The organism is Amycolatopsis endophytica, from assembly GCF_013410405.1.
Classification (GTDB): domain Bacteria; phylum Actinomycetota; class Actinomycetes; order Mycobacteriales; family Pseudonocardiaceae; genus Amycolatopsis_E; species Amycolatopsis_E endophytica.
Map to the genome: position 1 here is coordinate 1,991,878 of NZ_JACCFK010000001.1, position 15,977 is coordinate 2,007,854.

The 15,977-nt window shown below is 72.1% G+C and carries 17 protein-coding genes; 8 read left to right on the forward strand and 9 right to left on the reverse strand.

What is annotated here, in order from left to right; translation table 11 throughout:
• Positions 1 to 46: 46 nt before the first annotated feature.
• Both HNR02_RS09925 and HNR02_RS09930 read left to right on the forward strand, forming a co-directional pair.
• On the forward strand, positions 47 to 982 hold the full coding sequence (locus tag HNR02_RS09925) for an ArsR/SmtB family transcription factor (protein WP_179772855.1): 936 nt from the start codon (positions 47 to 49) through the stop codon (positions 980 to 982).
• Positions 983 to 1,004: 22 nt separating this feature from the next.
• Positions 1,005 to 1,643, forward strand: coding sequence for an MBL fold metallo-hydrolase (locus HNR02_RS09930; RefSeq protein ID WP_179772856.1), 639 nt, complete (start codon positions 1,005 to 1,007; stop codon positions 1,641 to 1,643).
• Here HNR02_RS09930 and HNR02_RS09935 read toward each other — a convergent pair.
• Positions 1,562 to 2,311: a DUF2334 domain-containing protein gene (locus HNR02_RS09935; protein WP_179772857.1), complete on the reverse strand. Its 750-nt coding sequence runs from the start codon at positions 2,309 to 2,311 to the stop codon at positions 1,562 to 1,564. The two genes, HNR02_RS09930 and HNR02_RS09935, sit on opposite strands and share 82 nt — an antisense overlap.
• Before the next feature lie 97 nt (positions 2,312 to 2,408).
• Between HNR02_RS09935 and HNR02_RS09940 the strand changes: the two genes are divergently transcribed.
• The gene (locus HNR02_RS09940) at positions 2,409 to 3,326 is read left to right on the forward strand and encodes an SDR family oxidoreductase (RefSeq protein WP_179772858.1); all 918 of its coding nucleotides are present in this window, start codon (positions 2,409 to 2,411) and stop codon (positions 3,324 to 3,326) included.
• On the opposite strand, the gene HNR02_RS09945 is transcribed toward HNR02_RS09940, so the two are convergent.
• From HNR02_RS09945 to HNR02_RS09965, 5 genes are all read right to left on the reverse strand, one after another.
• Positions 3,317 to 4,282: a helix-turn-helix transcriptional regulator gene (locus HNR02_RS09945; protein ID WP_179772859.1), complete on the reverse strand. Its 966-nt coding sequence runs from the start codon at positions 4,280 to 4,282 to the stop codon at positions 3,317 to 3,319. The genes HNR02_RS09940 and HNR02_RS09945 overlap by 10 nt on opposite strands.
• A gap of 655 nt (positions 4,283 to 4,937) precedes the next feature.
• Entirely contained in the window at positions 4,938 to 6,362 is a 1,425-nt protein-coding gene (gene purB, locus HNR02_RS09950) for an adenylosuccinate lyase (protein ID WP_179772860.1), read from the reverse strand.
• A 74-nt stretch (positions 6,363 to 6,436) separates the two neighbouring features.
• Positions 6,437 to 7,789, reverse strand: a complete 1,353-nt coding sequence (locus HNR02_RS09955; RefSeq protein ID WP_179772861.1) for an aldehyde dehydrogenase (NADP(+)) — start codon at positions 7,787 to 7,789, stop codon at positions 6,437 to 6,439.
• Positions 7,790 to 7,817: 28 nt separating this feature from the next.
• Positions 7,818 to 8,504, reverse strand: a complete 687-nt coding sequence (locus HNR02_RS09960; protein ID WP_179772862.1) for a GntR family transcriptional regulator — start codon at positions 8,502 to 8,504, stop codon at positions 7,818 to 7,820.
• Positions 8,505 to 8,529: 25 nt separating this feature from the next.
• Positions 8,530 to 9,417, reverse strand: coding sequence for a dihydrodipicolinate synthase family protein (locus tag HNR02_RS09965; RefSeq protein ID WP_179772863.1), 888 nt, complete (start codon positions 9,415 to 9,417; stop codon positions 8,530 to 8,532).
• A gap of 83 nt (positions 9,418 to 9,500) precedes the next feature.
• Between HNR02_RS09965 and HNR02_RS09970 the strand changes: the two genes are divergently transcribed.
• Genes HNR02_RS09970 through HNR02_RS09980 form a run of 3 tightly spaced genes read left to right on the forward strand, consistent with a single transcriptional unit; the run spans position 9,501 to position 12,408 of the window.
• Positions 9,501 to 10,820 (forward strand): MFS transporter, encoded by a 1,320-nt coding sequence (locus tag HNR02_RS09970; RefSeq protein WP_179772864.1) that lies wholly within the window; start codon positions 9,501 to 9,503, stop codon positions 10,818 to 10,820.
• Entirely contained in the window at positions 10,820 to 11,833 is a 1,014-nt protein-coding gene (locus HNR02_RS09975) for a dihydroxyacetone kinase subunit DhaK (RefSeq protein WP_179772865.1), read from the forward strand. The genes HNR02_RS09970 and HNR02_RS09975 overlap by 1 nt, the downstream gene beginning before the upstream one ends.
• Positions 11,833 to 12,408 (forward strand): DAK2 domain-containing protein, encoded by a 576-nt coding sequence (locus tag HNR02_RS09980; RefSeq protein ID WP_179772866.1) that lies wholly within the window; start codon positions 11,833 to 11,835, stop codon positions 12,406 to 12,408. Before HNR02_RS09975 ends, HNR02_RS09980 begins: the two co-directional genes overlap by 1 nt.
• Here the strand turns inward: HNR02_RS09980 and HNR02_RS09985 are convergent.
• From HNR02_RS09985 to HNR02_RS09995, 3 genes are read right to left on the reverse strand one after another with little or no spacing between them, the layout of a single operon-like run.
• Positions 12,405 to 12,983 (reverse strand): TetR/AcrR family transcriptional regulator, encoded by a 579-nt coding sequence (locus HNR02_RS09985; protein WP_179772867.1) that lies wholly within the window; start codon positions 12,981 to 12,983, stop codon positions 12,405 to 12,407. The genes HNR02_RS09980 and HNR02_RS09985 overlap by 4 nt on opposite strands.
• Positions 12,984 to 13,001: 18 nt before the next feature.
• The gene (locus HNR02_RS09990; protein WP_179772868.1) at positions 13,002 to 13,685 is read right to left on the reverse strand and encodes a hypothetical protein; all 684 of its coding nucleotides are present in this window, start codon (positions 13,683 to 13,685) and stop codon (positions 13,002 to 13,004) included.
• The gene (locus HNR02_RS09995; protein ID WP_179772869.1) at positions 13,678 to 14,187 is read right to left on the reverse strand and encodes a SigE family RNA polymerase sigma factor; all 510 of its coding nucleotides are present in this window, start codon (positions 14,185 to 14,187) and stop codon (positions 13,678 to 13,680) included. Before HNR02_RS09995 ends, HNR02_RS09990 begins: the two co-directional genes overlap by 8 nt.
• Before the next feature lie 126 nt (positions 14,188 to 14,313).
• On the opposite strand from HNR02_RS09995, the gene HNR02_RS10000 reads away from it, so the two are divergent.
• Positions 14,314 to 15,327: a threonine aldolase family protein gene (locus tag HNR02_RS10000; protein ID WP_281377328.1), complete on the forward strand. Its 1,014-nt coding sequence runs from the start codon at positions 14,314 to 14,316 to the stop codon at positions 15,325 to 15,327.
• The gene (locus tag HNR02_RS10005; RefSeq protein ID WP_179772870.1) at positions 15,324 to 15,902 is read left to right on the forward strand and encodes an HAD family hydrolase; all 579 of its coding nucleotides are present in this window, start codon (positions 15,324 to 15,326) and stop codon (positions 15,900 to 15,902) included. Before HNR02_RS10000 ends, HNR02_RS10005 begins: the two co-directional genes overlap by 4 nt.
• Positions 15,903 to 15,977 lie beyond the last annotated feature (75 nt).

Genomic DNA, 15,977 nt, shown 5'->3' on the forward strand with positions numbered 1-15,977 from the left:
ACCCCACTGGCCATACTGATTCGGACCTGTCCGAAAGTCGCCCGTCATGATCGAGCTGGTCCTGAGCGCCGAGAGTCCCGTCCGGTTCGGGATCTCGCCGCTGGAGGAGGCGCTCGGCGCGGTCCAGGTGATGCTCGGCCTGCGCGCCCACCCGGCGCACCCGCCGTGGCTGACCGGCACCGACCTGCCGATCGCCGAGCTGCGTGCCGTCCTGTCCGGCCGCCGCTACATCACCGATTTCCTCAGCCCGCCCCCGGACGGCCCGCACACCACCGCACAGGCGCAGCTCGACCGCATCCGCCGCACCCCGCCCGCGCAGGTCACCGCCGAGCTGGCCATGGTCGACGCCGACCTCAGCCTGCTCCCGGACGATCCGGCACGGGCCCGCGACCTGCTCGCCGACCAGATGGACCTCGTCTGGACCGAACTCGTCGCACCGCACTGGCCACCGATGCGCGATGTCCTCACCGCCGACATCGCCTACCGCTCGCGTCGCCTCGCCGACGGCGGCCTGCCACTGGCGCTGGCCGATCTCCATCGGCGGGTCCGGCTCGCGGGTGGATCGATCCTGGTGGAGTCCCGCTCGCGGGAACGGGTCCGCCTCGGCGGGCGCGGGCTGCTCCTGCTGCCCGCGGTCTTCGCGTGGCCCGGCGTCGGCGTCGTCACCGTGCCACCGTGGCAGCCCGCGCTGCTCTACCCGGCCCGCGGCGTCGCCGGGCTCTGGGCCGCACCGAGCACACCTGATGATCGGCTCGCGAAGGTGTTCGGGCGGACGAAGGCCGCCGTGCTGCTCGCCCTCGGCGAACCGCTCGGCACCTCCACCCTCGCCACCCGGCTGGGTCTGGCCGCGAGCACGGTGTCGGAGCACCTCACCGCCCTGCGTGACGTGGGGATTCTCACCGCCGCCCGTACCGGACACGAGGTGCGGTACCGCCGCAGCGATCTTGGCGACGCGATTCTCGCGGGCCTAGGCTGGGGCTGAACCCATGCGAGGGAGCGAATAGATGCGAATCGTCCACTTCGGACATGCCTGTGTCCTGCTGGAAACGGACAACGCGCGGATCCTGCTCGACCCCGGCGCGTTCTCGGAAGGCTTCGAGGGCGAGCGCGAGCTGGACGCCGTGCTGATCACGCACCAGCACTTCGACCACATCGACAGCGAGCGACTGCCCAAGGTGCTGGAGGCCAACCCGGGCGCCAAGCTGATCGTCGACCCGGGCTCGGAGGAGACCGTGCAGAAGCTCGGTCTCGAGTTCGAGGTCGTGCGGCCCGGTGACAGCTTCGAAGCCGGCGGCGCGGCGGTCAACGTCGTCGGCGGTCAGCATGCCGTCATCCACGACGACATCCCGGTCATCCCGAACGTCGGCTACATCGTCGACCACGGCGCCTTCTACCACCCCGGCGACTCGTTCTTCGTGCCCGAGCAGAAGATCGACGTCCTCGGCCTGCCGACCGGCGCGCCGTGGCTCAAGGCCGGGGAGGCCGTCGACTACCTGCGGGCCGTCGCGCCGCGGGTCGCCGTGCCGATCCACGAGGCGGTGCTCGCGAACCCGGCCATGCACTACGGCCTGTTCACCAACCTGGCGCCGGAGGGCACCGAGGTGCGCGTCGGGACGCGCGGCGAGGACGTCAAGCTCCCGTAGGTCGTGCCGAAGGCCCGGTTCTCCAGCGCGACGTCGACGGCGTCGAGGAACGCGTGCCGGAGACCGGGCCGGGCCAGGTCGACCGCGTCGATGCCGAGCCGCACGAGACCACCACGTCGTGCGGCTCGCGCCGAGGCGAGCACGAGCGCGAACGCGCGCACGGTCTCGGTGCGGTGGTTGTGCGCCGCGAAGCTCTGCACGCGGGCGCGGTGGATCGTGCGTGTGCGCAGGTCGTGCACCGCGACGAGGTCCGCGCACAACGCGAAGTCCTGCTCGCGGGCGGCGGCGATCGTGCCCGGCGAGGCCAGCCACCGCGGCGGCGCGAAACCGTCGGCGGACAGGTCCAGCTTCTCCATCGCGGCCTTGGCGGCGATCATCCGCAGCCGCGCCTCGTGCGCGGGCAGCCCGGCGAATTCGGCCTTGCGGTGCAGGCTGACCGCACGGTGGCTGGGCGTGATGCGGTGGTCGTAGCCGTGCAGCAGGAGCCCGTCGCCGCGGTGGACGCGTGTCCGGACCCATTCGGTCGCGGCCTGCGACCCCTCGGCGCGGGGCGCGAAGAGGAGGGACAGGGGGACGTTCCGGCGGTCCAGCTCGGCCGCGAGTTCGGCGCAGCGGTGCAGCGTCCGCGGACCGATGCCGGACAGTGAGACCAGCAGACGAGCGTCCATGTCACCCACCGCACCAGATCGTCATGACGAACCCCTTACCCGCGGGTGACGGCAACCATGACGGGATCTGACAGGGTTCGGCCGCACCGTGGGTGGCATGAGCAACGAACTGAGTGGGAAGGTCGCCCTCGTCGCCGGTGGCACGCGCGGGGCGAGCCGGGCGATCGCGATCGAGCTGGGGCGCCGGGGCGCGTTCGTGTACGTCACCGGGCGGACCTCCGGTGAGCACCGCTCCGAGGTGGGCAGGCCGGAGACGATCGAGGGCACCCTGGAGCGGATCACCGACGCGGGCGGCAAGGGCGCGGCGATCCGCGTCGACCACCTCGACCCGGAGCAGGTGCGGGCGCTGGCCGAGCGGGTCGACCGCGAGCAGGGGCGGCTGGACATCCTGGTCGACGGCATCTGGGGCGGCGACGAGTACATCGGGTGGGGCCAGGCGGTGTGGGACCTGCCGCTGGAGCACGCGCTGCGGTCGATCCGGCTGGGCATCGACGCGCACATCATCACCAGCCACTTCCTGCTGCCGCTGGTGATCCGCAACCAGGGCGGGCTGGTGGTGGAGATGACCGACGGGACCGAGGAGTACAACTCGCGGTTCCGGGAGGGCACGTCGATCGGGTTCTACGTGGCGAAGGCGGCGTCGCACAGCATCGTCAAGGCGGAAGCGCACGACCTGGCCCCGCACGGCGCGACGGCGGTGGCGATGACGCCGGGCTGGCTGCGGTCGGAGGCGATGCTGGAGCACTACGGCGTGACTGAGGAGAACTGGCGGGACGCGCTCGCGAAGGAGCCGCACTTCTGCATTTCCGAGTCGCCGGTGTTCGTGGGCAGGGCGGTCGCGTCGCTGGCGGCGGACCCCGAGCGGCACCGGTTCCACGGGCAGACGCTGAACAGCGGGCAGCTGGCGAAGATCTACGAGTTCGACGACGTGGACGGCAGCAGGCCGGACGGCTGGCGGTACGTCATGGAGGTCCAGGACGCGGGCAAGCCCGCGGACCCGACCGGCTACCGGTGACGGTCGGCCATCCGCCGTGCGGCGTCGGCGAACGCGGCGCGCACGGCGGGTGGCTCGACGACCTCGACGTCGGGGCCGAGGCCGAGCAGCATGCTCGCCGCGATGGCCGGTTCTTCCAGGTCGACGGTGACCTCGACCCAGCCCTCGGGGTCGGGTGGCCCAGCCGCGTCGAGAGCGGCGATGGCCAGGTCGGGGTCGAGGACCTGCGGGAGCTGTTGCACGCCCCAGCGGGACAGGCGCAGCCGGACGGGGTGGCGTTGCAGTGAGCGCTCGAACTGGGTGGCGGAGCGCTGCCACCAGCCGGCGAGGTCGAAGTCCGCGGGCCGCTCGAAGCGCTCGTCGGTGAGCTCGACGGCGGTGACCTTGCTGACGCGGTAGGTGCGGATGCTGTGCTCGATGCGGGCGACGAGGTACCAGACGCCGGCCTTGAGGACGAGGCCGAGCGGTTCGAGGAGCCGTTCGACGGTGTGGTCGCCGCGCCGGTAGGTGATCGCGGCGCGGCGCTGCTCCCACACGGACTGGGCGATCGTCGCGAGGTGCTCGGCGTCCTCTTCGGACTTGAACCAGTCGGGCGCGTCGAGGTGGAACCGCTGGGCGAGGTGCTGGGCCTGCTCGCGCAGCGGGGCGGGGAGGGTGGCGCTGACCTTGGCGTGGGCGGCGGAGACGGCGGTGCCGAGACCCAGCTCGGCCAGCGCGCGGGGCACGCCCATGGCGAAGATGGCGACGGCTTCGCGGGAGGTGAGCCCGTCCAGCCGGGTGCGCCACCCCTCCACGAGCCGAACGCCGCCGTACCGCCCGGTCTCCGTCCACAGTGGAACCCCGGCGGCCTGCAGGGCGGCGATGTCGCGGTGCATGGTGCGCTCCGAAACGCCGAGTGCGTCGGCCAGCTCGGGGACGGTCGCGCTGCGCCTGCTCTGCAGGGTGAAGAGCAGGGCCACCAGACGTTCCGCGCGCATGCCCTCGATGATGCCGGAGATGCCGGCGTGGGGTGGGCCGTGGTGGCGGCGGGCGGCACCTGGCTGGGCTGGGGGTGCTTGGGGTGCGCCGATGAATGGACCGTTCATCGGGGCGTGAGTGGGCATCTCGCGAGTGCGTGAAGGGGATGAGGTGATGGGCGCGCGAGGTGCGCTGCTGGTGGGGTGATGAACGGACCGTTCATCGGAGGCGCATCGGGTGGTTCCTTCGCCAAGCCGCGAGAGGCGCATCTCGCACCCGGATGAATGGTCCATTCACGCGCGCACAGCGCGAGTGGGCACCTCGACCCATGCGAGGTGCCCAGCCGCGCGGGCATGAGTGGACCATTCATCGACGAGTCGCGTCAGCGCGACTGCTCAACCACTAACCGCGCGCCACTGCCTCGCGGGGCGCCGCGCGCCCTCCGGGAGGTGTCGCCCCCAGGACGTGTCGCCCCCGGGAGGTGCCGCTCCACCGGGAGGTGCAATCCGCCGTCGCGGGGCGCCGCTCGCTTCGCGGGGCGCCGCCCCGGGAGGTGCCGCCCCGGGAGGTGTCGCCCCCCGGGGAGGTGCAATCCGCTTCGCGAGGCACCGCCCGATGCGAAACGCCACCCGCTCCGTGAGCCCCCACCGGCGCCCCGGACCACACAACCAGCGGTCAGAGGATCGGCTGCGGCGCGTACTTGGTGGCCTCCGGGAACCGTGCCAGCACGTCCTCCACTCGCGCCACCACGCGCGCCACCTGGGCGGGTGCCACGCCGGTGAACGAGATCCGGTCGGCGAGCAACTGCTCCAGCCCGGCGCGGTCCAGCGGCAGCCGCGAATCGGCGGCGAGCCGGTCCAGTAAGTCGTTGTCGGCGCCCTTCTCGCGCATCGCCAGCGCCACCCCGACCGCGTGCTCCTTGATCGCCTCGTGCGCGGTCTCCCGGCCCACCCCGGCCCGCACCGACGCCATCAGCACCTTCGTCGTCGCCAGGAACGGAAGGTACCGCTCCAGCTCACGGGCCACCACGGCCGGGAACGCGCCGAACTCGTCGAGCACCGTGAGGAACGTTTCCAGCAGGCCGTCCAGCGCGAAGAACGCGTCCGGCAACGCGACCCGGCGCACCACCGAATCCGAGACGTCGCCCTCGTTCCACTGGTCGCCCGCCAGCTCGCCCGTCATCGACAGGTACCCGCGCAGCACCACGGCCAGCCCGTTGACCCGCTCGCACGATCGCGTGTTCATCTTGTGCGGCATCGCCGACGAGCCGACCTGTCCCGGCTTGAACCCCTCGGTCACCAGCTCGTGCCCGGCCATCAACCGGATCGTCTTCGCCAGGCTCGACGGCGCCGCCGCCAGCTGCACCAGCGCCGACAGCACGTCGAAGTCCAGCGAGCGCGGGTAGACCTGCCCGACGCTGGTGAAGGTCCGCGCGAAACCGAGGTGCCCGGCGATCCGGTTCTCCAGCTCGGCCAGCGTCTCCGCCGAACCCAGCAGGTCCAGCATGTCCTGACCCGTCCCGACCGGGCCCTTGATGCCCCGCAGCGGGTACCGGCCGATCAGGTCCTCCACGCGGTCGAACGCGACGAGCAGCTCGTCGGCCGCGGTCGCGAACCGCTTGCCCAACGTGGTCGCCTGCGCGGCCACGTTGTGTGACCGGCCCGCCATCACCAGCTCCGCGTGCTCGGCCGCGAGCCCAGCCAACCGCGCCAGCACCGCCGCGACCCGCGAGCGCATCAGCTCCAGCGATCGCCGGACCTGCAGCTGCTCGACGTTCTCGGTCAGGTCGCGCGAGGTCATGCCCTTGTGCACGTGCTCGTGACCGGCCAGCGCGTTGAACTCCTCGATGCGCGCCTTCACGTCGTGCCGCGTGACACGCTCCCGCTCGGCGATGCTGCCCAGATCGACCTGGTCCAGCACGCGCTGGTAGTCCTCGACGACCCCGTCGGGCACCTCGACACCCAGCTCACGCTGCGCCCGCAGCACCGCGATCCACAGCTCGCGCTCCAGCTTCACCTTGTTCTCCGGCGACCACAGGGACACCAGTTCGGCTGAGGCGTAGCGGCCGGCGAGGACGTTCGGGATCTGCGGTTTCGTCACGCTTGAAGCGTATCTGCAGCGCGCAGCGCTTCCGTTGAGGGCGGTGGTGGGAGACGGGCGGAGCTGGAGAGGCCCTACCGCAGCTCGATCGGCAGCGCCGACGCCGGCATGTTCTGGAAGGCCACCGGACGCAGGAACCGGTGTGCCGCGGCGGTTCCGACGGACGTCGTGAGCGGAGCGGTCGTCGCCGGGTACGGGCCGCCGTGTTGCTGCGCGTCACTGACCGTCACCCCGGTCGGCCACTGGTTCCACAACACCCGGCCGGTGCGCTCGCCCAGCCGCGCGACGACCTCGGGCGCGTCCGGGTCGTCGTCGCTGCCCTGGACGGTGCCGGTGAGCTGGCCCGGCAGCACGTCGAGCACCCGCAGCACCTCCGGCACGTCGCCGTATTCGACGATCAGCGCGGCCGGCCCGAAGACCTCCAGCTCCAGCAGGTCCGGGTTGTCCAGCACCACCGCGGCGGTGGTGCGGAACAGGACCGGCGACGTGCCCTCCGCCACCGTCCCGCGTGCCACCTGCACCGCGGACGCCATCTCGGTGGCGCTCGCGTGGAAACCGGACTCGATGCGTTCGTTGAGCATCGGCCCCGCGGACAACTCGGGCACCGCGTCGAGGAACGCGCCGGCATCCGGGACCAGCAGGATGCCGGGCTTGGTGCAGAACTGGCCCGATCCGAGCGCCACCGAGCCGGCGAACCCGGTCGCGATCTCCCCGGCCCGCGCGGCCCAGCCGGACGGCGTGACGACCACCGGGTTGGTCGAGCCCAGCTCACCGAAGAACGGGATCGGATCCGGCCTCGACACGGCGAGGTCGAACAGCGCCCGCCCGCCGCGGGTGGACCCGGTGAAGGCGACGGCCCTGATCCGCGGATCGCGCACGGCCTGCGCACCCTCGGCCTCGCCTTCGATCAGGGCGAAGGTGCCCTCCGGTGCCCTCGCGAGCGCTGCGGAGACCACCGCCGCGGTGCGCCGCGACAGTTCGGGATGGCCGGGGTGCGCCTTGACCACCACGGGGCAGCCCGCCGCGAGCGCGCTCGTGGTGTCACCGCCGAACACGGAGAACGCGAACGGGAAGTTGCTCGCCGCGAACACCAGCACCGGCCCGATCGGCACCTGCGTGCGGCGGAGGTCCGGACGCGGTCCCATCGGCCAGTCCGGATCGGCGTGGTCGACGCGGACGTCGTGCAGCCGTCCCTGTTCCAGCCGCTCGGCGAACAGGCGTGCCTGGAACGTGGTGCGGTTCAGCTCCCCGGTGAGGCGGGCTTCCGGCAGGTGGCTCTCGGCCACGGCCAGCGGGACCAGCTCACCGGCGGCGGCGTCGAGCGCGTCGGCCGCGGCGCGCAGCCAGCCCGCGCGCTCGGCCCACGTCGTGCGGGCGACGGGTCGTGCGGCGGCGGCCGCACCGGCCAGTGCGTGTTCCGGAGACAACGGGTTTCCTCCCTCCGCGACCCCGGCCTCAGGTCGAGATCGCGTTCGAATCCATGTCGGCGACGGTCCACTCTTCGACCTCGTCGAGGTGGACGGCGGCCGCTTCCTGTGCGGCGGCGACGTCGCGCGCCGCCATCGCGTCGAGGATCTGCAGGTGCCGCTCGGTGGAACCGCGGGCGCGATGCGGGCCGGTCGCGCCGAGGATCCGCAGCCACGCTACGAACGGCTCCACCGAACCCCTGGCACGGACGAGCCGGTCGTTGCCGGTGGCGGCGACGATCTCGCGGTGGATGCGGAAGTCGCTGGCGAAGAAGGGCTCGAAGTCGCCCTTCTCCACCGCCCGCAGCGCTTCCACGGCCTCGGCCCGCAGGTCGGCGATCCGGTCCGCGGGCATCAGCGACGCGGCCAGCCCGGTCGCGACCCACTCGATCCCCTTGCGCAGCTGGCAGACCTCGTGCACGTCGCGCACCCCGGGACGGGCCACGAAGGTCCCGGAGCGCGGACGCGTTTCGATGAGCTGATCGTGTTCCAGACGGGCCAGCGCGTCACGCACGGGAGTGCGGGACACGCCGAACTCGGCCGCGATCGCCCCGGGATCCAGCCGCGCCCCTGGCGCGAACGCGCCGGTGACGATCCGATCGCACAGGATCCGGTACAGCTGGTCGGCGATCGACTCGACGACCAGGCCGGACTTTCCGGATGACTGAACGGCCACGGCTTTCCCCACCAAAGTGTGATGTCTAGTCGATCAGGTTAGCGGAGCGCAGGGCGGCCGCGATGCGTTCCCGCTCTTTCGCGGTCGCGGGCGCGAACGGCTTGCGCGGGAGGCCGCCTTCGCGGCCCTGCAGCTGCAGCGCGGCCTTGAGCGTCGCGGGCAGGTTCGGGCCGTCGATCGCCCGCCACACCGTGAGGATCCGCTCGTGCAGCTGCAGCGCGGTCGCGTGGTCGCCGGCCTGCACCGCGTCCCACAGCTCCACCGACAGCTTCGGCGTGACGGTCGGGATCGCCGCGAGCGCGCCGTGCGCGCCCAGCACGAACGCCGGGTAGTGCAGGTCGTCGAGCGCGGCCAGGATCGTGAACCGGTCGCGCACCCGGTGCAGCAGATCGGCGAGCAGGTGCGTGTCGCCGCCGGACTGCTTGACCGCGACCACCTGCGGCACGTCGGCGAGCCGCTCGATGGTGTCGATCGGCACGAGCGCCCACGGCACCACGTTGTAGAGCACGATCGGCAGGTCGGTGGCCTCGCCGACGAGCCGGTAGTGCTCGACCGTCTCCTCCGGCGAGGGCGCGAAAACGTAGTGCACCGGTGTGACCTGCAGCGCGTCGACACCCGCCGCCTTCAACGCGAGCGAGTACCGGATGGCCTGCGCCGTCGAGTTCTGGATGACCCCGCCGATCACCGGCACCCGGCCGGCCACCTCGTCGACGACGACCTCGCAGATCGCCTGGCTCTCCTCGATCGAAAGGGTCTGGCCCTCGCCGGTGCTGCCGCACGCGCAGATCGCCGTGACGCCCTGGTCGAGCAGGTACTTCACCTCGCCGCGGAGCAGGTCCAGGTCGACCTGGTCGTTCTCGTCGAACGGGGTGACGACCGTGGAGATCATTCCGCGCAGGTCGACGTCCTTCATACTTCTCTCCCTTGTGCTGGATCTAGTATCTGATACATTAGCTGACCAACAGCGAAATCACCACCGGGTACGAGGAAGTGCCAATGACTGCTACTGGGAAAGCGACACCCGTCCGCCGGGTCGTGTGGGCCAGTGCCTTGGGCACGACGGTCGAGTACTACGACTTCACGCTCTACGCGACGACCGCCGCGCTCGTGTTCAACAAGGTCTTCTTCCCCGCCGGGAACGCGATCGTCGGCACGCTCGCCGCGTTCGCCACCTTCTTCGTCGGGTACCTCGCGCGGCCACTCGGCGGGGTGATCTTCGGCCACTACGGCGACAAGCTGGGCCGCAAGACCGTCCTGATCATCACGATGGTGCTGATGGGCGGCGGCACCTTCGCCGTGGGGCTCCTGCCCTCCTACGACAGCATCGGCATCTGGGCACCGGTCCTGCTCGTGCTCATCCGGTTGCTGCAGGGCGTCGGGATGGGCGGTGAGTACGGCGGCGGCGTGCTCATGGCGCTGGAGTACAGCCCGCCACGCCGCCAGGGCTTCTACACCTCGCTGGTCCACATCGGAACGCCCGCGGGCGTGCTGCTGCCGGTCGGTCTGGTGACGCTGCTGGACGCGGTGCTGCCGGAGGGCGCGTACGAGAACTGGGCCTGGCGGCTGCCGTTCCTCGCCAGCATCGTGCTGATCGCGCTCGGGGTGTACATCCGCACGCATGTCAGCGAAAGCCCGGAGTTCGTCAAGGCCCGCGCCGAACGCGAGGTCCGGACCATGCCGGTCAAGGAGCTCTTCGCCGGGCACACCGTCCGCGTGGTCATGTCGATCATCGCCAAGATCGCCGAGAGCGGCCTGTTCAACGTCTACTACGTGGTCGCGATCGCCTACGTGACCACGGAACTCGGGCAGGAACGCGGGCCGGCGCTGCTGGCCGTGCTCGTCGCCTGCGCCGTCGAATGCGTCACGCTGCCGCTGTTCGGCGCGCTGTCCGACCGGATCGGCCGCCGCAAGGTCTACATCGGTGGTGCGTTGTTCCAGGTCGTGCTGGCGGTCCCGTTCTTCCTGATGATCTCCACCGGCAACCTGGCGCTGATGATCGTCGCGACCACGCTCGGACTCGGAGTCGGGCATGCCGCGATGTACGGCGCGCAGGCCGCGCTGTTCGCCAACCTCTACCCGGTCCCGGTGCGCTACACCGGTCTGTCGGTCACCCAGCAGGTCGGCGCCACGCTCGGCGGCGGGCTCGCCCCGCTGCTCGGCACCGCGCTGCTCGCCGCGGGCGGTGGCCACTGGACGTGGCTCGTCGTCTACGCCATCGGCATCGCCGTGCTGTCCTCGCTGGCCGCCAGTAGTCTCAGGCGGGGCGAGGTCGGCAACGAGGACACCACCGCAGGTCAGTTGAGGGAGAACGTCTGATGGCCCTGCCCTTCCACCCCGCAGGCGACGATCCGGTCCCGGCCGCGTTGCGCGGGTTCGCGCGCGCCCACGCGGATCTCGTGGAGCTGCACGAGAAACCGGCGCACCTCGTGGCGCGGCACCGCAATCCGGGTCGGCGTGTCGGGCTGGTGTCCGGCGGCGGGTCCGGTCACGAACCGCTGCACGCCGGGTTCCTCGGCCGCGGCATGCTCGACGCCGTCGCCCCCGGCAAGGTCTTCGCCTCGCCGCACAACAAGCAGGTGCTGGAGGCCAGTCGCCGTGCCGCCGGGCCGGGCGGGGTGATCCACGTCGTGAAGAACTACACCGGCGACCGGATCAACTTCGGCATCGCCGCCGAGCGCCTGCGGCTGGAGGGCATCGAGGTCCGCCGCGTGCTCGTGGACGACGATCTGGCCACCGAGTCCGACGAGACCGCCACCGGCAGGCGCGGCACCGGCGCGACCGTCGTCGTCGAGAAGCTGCTCGGCGCCGCGGCCGACACCGGGCTGGGCCTCGACGAGCTGGCCGACCTCGGCGGCCGGTTCGCGGCGGCGTCCCGCAGTCTCGCCGTCGCGTCGCGGGCGCAGACCTCGCCGCACACCGGCGAACCGTCGTTCCCGCTCGAAGACGGTGAGCTGGAGTTCGGCGTCGGCATCCACGGCGAGCGGGCCCAGAAGACCGTCACCCGTCCGCCGCTGGAGGACCTCGTCGAGGACATGCTCGACCGCGTCCTCGCCGGGCTGCCGGACGGTCCGGACGACCTGATCGTCACCGTCAACGGGCTGGGCGGTACCACCCTGCTGGAGCTGTACGCGATCAACGACCTGGTCGGCGCCGGTCTGGAGCGCCGCGGCCTGACCGCCGCGGGCGGTCTCGTCGGCACGTTCGTGCCCGCACTGGACATGGCCGGGTTCTCGCTCACCCTGACCCGCCTGGAGCCGTCGTGGCTGCACTGGTGGTCGGCACCGGCCGTCACCCCCGCCTTCCCGCGCACCCCCGAGGAGACCGCCTGATGCTGGACCAGGAGACCGTGCTGCGCCGCTTCGCCCAGGCGGTCGAGGAGGCGCACGACGAGCTGACCCGGCTCGACCAGCGCAGTGGCGACGGCGACTTCGGGGACAACCTGCGTGGCGGTGTGCGGGCGGCGCTCACCCGCTTCGAAACCGGCGGCGGCACCGCGTTCGGGGCGCTGGGCGAGGTGTTCCTCGACGAGGTCGGCGGCACCAGCGGACCGCTGCTCGGGCTGCTGTTCACCGAGATCGCCCACGCGGACGACTTCGCCGCGGGTGCCGCGGCGGGGCTGGCCGCGATCCAGCGCGTCGGTGAGGCGCGGGTCGGCGACCGGACACTGGTGGACGCGCTCGCCCCGGCCGTGGACGCGCTCGGCTCCGGGTTCGTCGCGGCGGCGAAGGCGGCCGCGGACGGCGCGGCGCACACCGCCGAGCTGCGGGCGCGGATGGGCCGGGCGAGCTACGTCGGCGAGCGGGTGAAGGGCGACCCCGACCCGGGCGCGGTGGGCATCGCCCTGCTGTTCTGGGCGGTGGCGACGACGGCCGAGCCGGACGCCGAGGTCCCCTCGCCCGTTTAGGTCAGCGCGCGGCTGAGCATTGCGCGGGCGACGGCGCGCGGGTCCGGATCGACCTCGATCAGGGCGTTCACCACCGCGCCGTCGACCAGCGCGATCAGCTCCTCCAGACGTCGCCGCTCGATGACCACGCCGGAGCGCGCGAAGATCTCGGTCAGCAGCGCCCGCAACTCCTCACCGAGCGTGCGCATCAGCGGCCGCAGGTACGGGCGGCGTCCCGTCGCGACCAGCCGCTCGTAGCGCAGCAGCACCGCCTCGTAGTCCGGTTCGTCGCCGAGCAACTGGTCGAGCACCAGCTCCACGACCCGGTCGACACCGCGGTGCTCGGTCGGCAGCTCGTCCAGCTGGGCCCGGCCCTTGGCCAGCTCGGTGCGGCCGTGGTGCTCGGCGGCGGCGCTGATGAGGTCGTCGAGTGAGTCGAAGTAGTACGTCGTCGACGCCAGCGGCAACCCCGCCCGCTCGGCGACCGCGCGGTGCCGGATCGCGTCGAAACCGCCTTCGACCAGCAGCGCGGCCGCGGCCTCGACGAGGGCCGCCCGCCTGCGCTCACCCTTCGGCGTACTCGCTCCGGACGTCATGGCGGCCCATCTTGCCAGCTAGAACTTCCCGGCCAGGGACCTGGCGATCCTCGTGACGTCGTCCGCCAGCGGGGCGGCGCTGCCCGGCGCGGGCACGCTCAGCACGATCACCGTCCCGCCGCCCGCGGCCCGCTGCTGGTCGGCCACCGCGCCCTCGACGAGCTTCGCGAGCTGGACGCTGGCACCGGGCGGCAGCACGGTCGCCGACACCGTCCCGGACCGGCCGTTCTCCGCGACCCCGTAGCTCGCCGAACGCGAACCCGGCGTGCAGACGTCCCCGGCACGCGGACCGGTGACCCCGGTGGACGGGAGCTCGCCGGCGAGGGCGGCGGCGAGCTCCCGGTCCACCTTGTCGCACCCGGGGGTGCCGTCGGCCCGCGGGCCGTTCTCCCCGGTCCCCACTCCTCCCTGCATGGCGGAGGGGCCGGGAAGTCCTGACGCCGTGGGAAGACGTACCGGTCCCCCGACCGGTTGCTCCTGCCCGAGGACTTGGTTCGATGGGGTGGTCCGAGACTGGACAAACCCCATGATTCCGGCACCGAGCAGCGCGAACACCACGCAGAGTGATGCCGCCGCGAGCGTCATCCGGCGGCGGGCGGTGGCCCGCGCCGACGCGTCCCGCACGTCCCGCACGTCGAACGCGGCCGGGGGCGGCTCACCCGGCACGGCCCGGAAGAGTTCCGTCAGCTCCCGCTCATCCACCGGCCTCCACCTCCTCGCCCAGTGCCTCCCGCAGGTTCGCCAGCCCGCGCGCGGTCTGGCTCTTCACGTTCCCCTCGCTGCAGCCCAGGGCCTTCGCCACGCCGGCGACGTCGAGTCCTTCGAAGTACCGCAGCACCAGCACCGCGCGTTGTTTCGGCGGCACCGTGCGCAGCCCGGCCAGCAGGTCCGCCCTGGTCGCGACCTGCTCGTCGAGCCGCCCCGACGCGGGTTCGGGTTCGGGCAGCCGCTCCACCTGCTGCTCCCTCCGCCAGGGTCGTCTCGACTCGTCGATCGACGCGCGGACCAGCGTCCGGCGCACGTAGGCGTCGGTCGCGGCCCGGTCCCGGATGCGGTTCCACTTCCGGTGCAGCGCCACGAACGCCGTCTGCGCGAGATCGTCCGCGCGGTGCCAGTCGCCGCAGAGCAGGTACGCGGTTCTCCGCACGGAGTCCCGTTTGGCCGCGAAGTACTCCGCGAAGTCCTGCTCGTCACCCTCGTCCACGCGCCAAGACTCTCCGCTCCGACGTCTCGACGTAAAGACGGAACTACTCGGGCGGTGGGTTGCACCTTCTTGAAGATCATCTGAGGGGTGTGATGTGATCTGTCCGTGACCTCAGCAGCCACCCAGTTGATCGACTTCCGCTCTGACACCGTCACCCGACCGGATGAGCAGATGCGCAGAGCGATGGCGTCCGCTGAGGTCGGCGACAACGTCATCGACATCGACCCCACGGTCCGTGAGCTCGAGGAGCGGGCAGCCGCGGTCCTCGGCATGCCGGCCGCGCTGTGGACACCGAGCGGGACGATGGCGAACCTCATCGCCCTGTCCGTCCACCTCAAGCGCGGCGACCGGTTCCTCGCGCCGAAGAACGCGCACGTCCTCAACAACGAACTGGGCTCCGCGGCCTGGCTCGCCGGGGGCATGCCGGAGGCGCTGGACCACGACGGTGGCCCCGGACGGCCCAAACCGGAGTCGGTCGCCGCCGCCATCGGCGCGCGTGGCGGCCCCTACTACACGCTGCGCACCACGCTGCTGTGCCTGGAGAACACCCACAACGCCGCCGGTGGCGCGGTCATCCCGCCACACGAGCACGCGCAGCTGCTGTCCACCGCGCGGCAGGCGGGCCTGCAGGTTCACCTCGACGGCGCCCGCGTCTGGCACGCCGCCGTCGCGCTCGGTCTGCCGCCCGCGGCCCTGACCGTCGGCGTCGACAGCGTGTCGGCGTGCTTCAGCAAGGGGCTCGGCGCGCCGGCAGGCTCGGTGGTCGCCGGGAGCAGGGAGTTCGTCGAACGGGCCCGCCGGATGCGGCAGATGCTGGGCGGCGGCATGCGGCAGATCGGTGTCCTCGCCGCGGCCTGCCTGGTCGCGCTGGACCGGGTGGGGGAACTCGCCGAGGAGCACGACAAGGCCCGGCGCCTCGCCGACGGCCTGCGTGAGCTGGGCTGGGAGGCCGAGACCCCGGAGACCAACATCGTGCTGGCCCCGGTCGCGGACATCTCGGTGACGCTCGAATCGCTGCGGGTCCAGGGCGTGCTCGCGCTGCCGATGGGGGGCAAGGTGCGGTTCGTGCTGCACCGCGACGTGTCCGGTGCCGACGTGGACGAGGCGCTGCGCCGCATCAAGGCCGGTGGTCACCCGTGACGGGCTGGGTGGTGTTCGACTACGGCGAGGTGATCTGCGGTCGCACGACCGCGCTGCCCGCGCTGGCGGAGACGCTCGGCGCGCCGCTGGCGGAGTTCGAACCGCAGTACTGGCGCCTGCGCGACGCCTACGACCGCGGCTGCCCCGACCACGAGTACTGGGGCGGGCTCGGGGACGCGCTCGGCGTGCCGGTCGATGAGTCCACTTCGGAGCGTCTGACCGAGATCGACATCCGCGGCTGGTCGGAGGTCCGCCCGGCCTCACTGGAGCTGCTGGCCGGGCTCGGTGAGGCCGGGGTACCGCTGGCGCTGCTGTCCAACGCGCCGTCCTCGTTCGCCCGGTTCGCCGAGCGGCAGGACTGGATGCGGCACTTCCGCGTCCGGGTGTTCTCCGGCGACGTGGGTGTCGCCAAGCCGGACGCGGAGATCTTCGAACTGCTGGTCGCCCGCCTCGGCGTCCCGGCGGGAGACTGCGTCTTCTTCGACGACCGCCAGTCCAATGTGGAGGGCGCGCGGGCGGCAGGCCTGCGCGCACACGTCTGGAACGGCGCCGACGCCGCGCGGGCGCTTCTTTAGGCTTCTGGTAAGTGGCGGAGCCGCTTGCTGTGGGCCGTGCGCCGGCACCGCCTCAGGTTCCGCTGCCCGCACCGC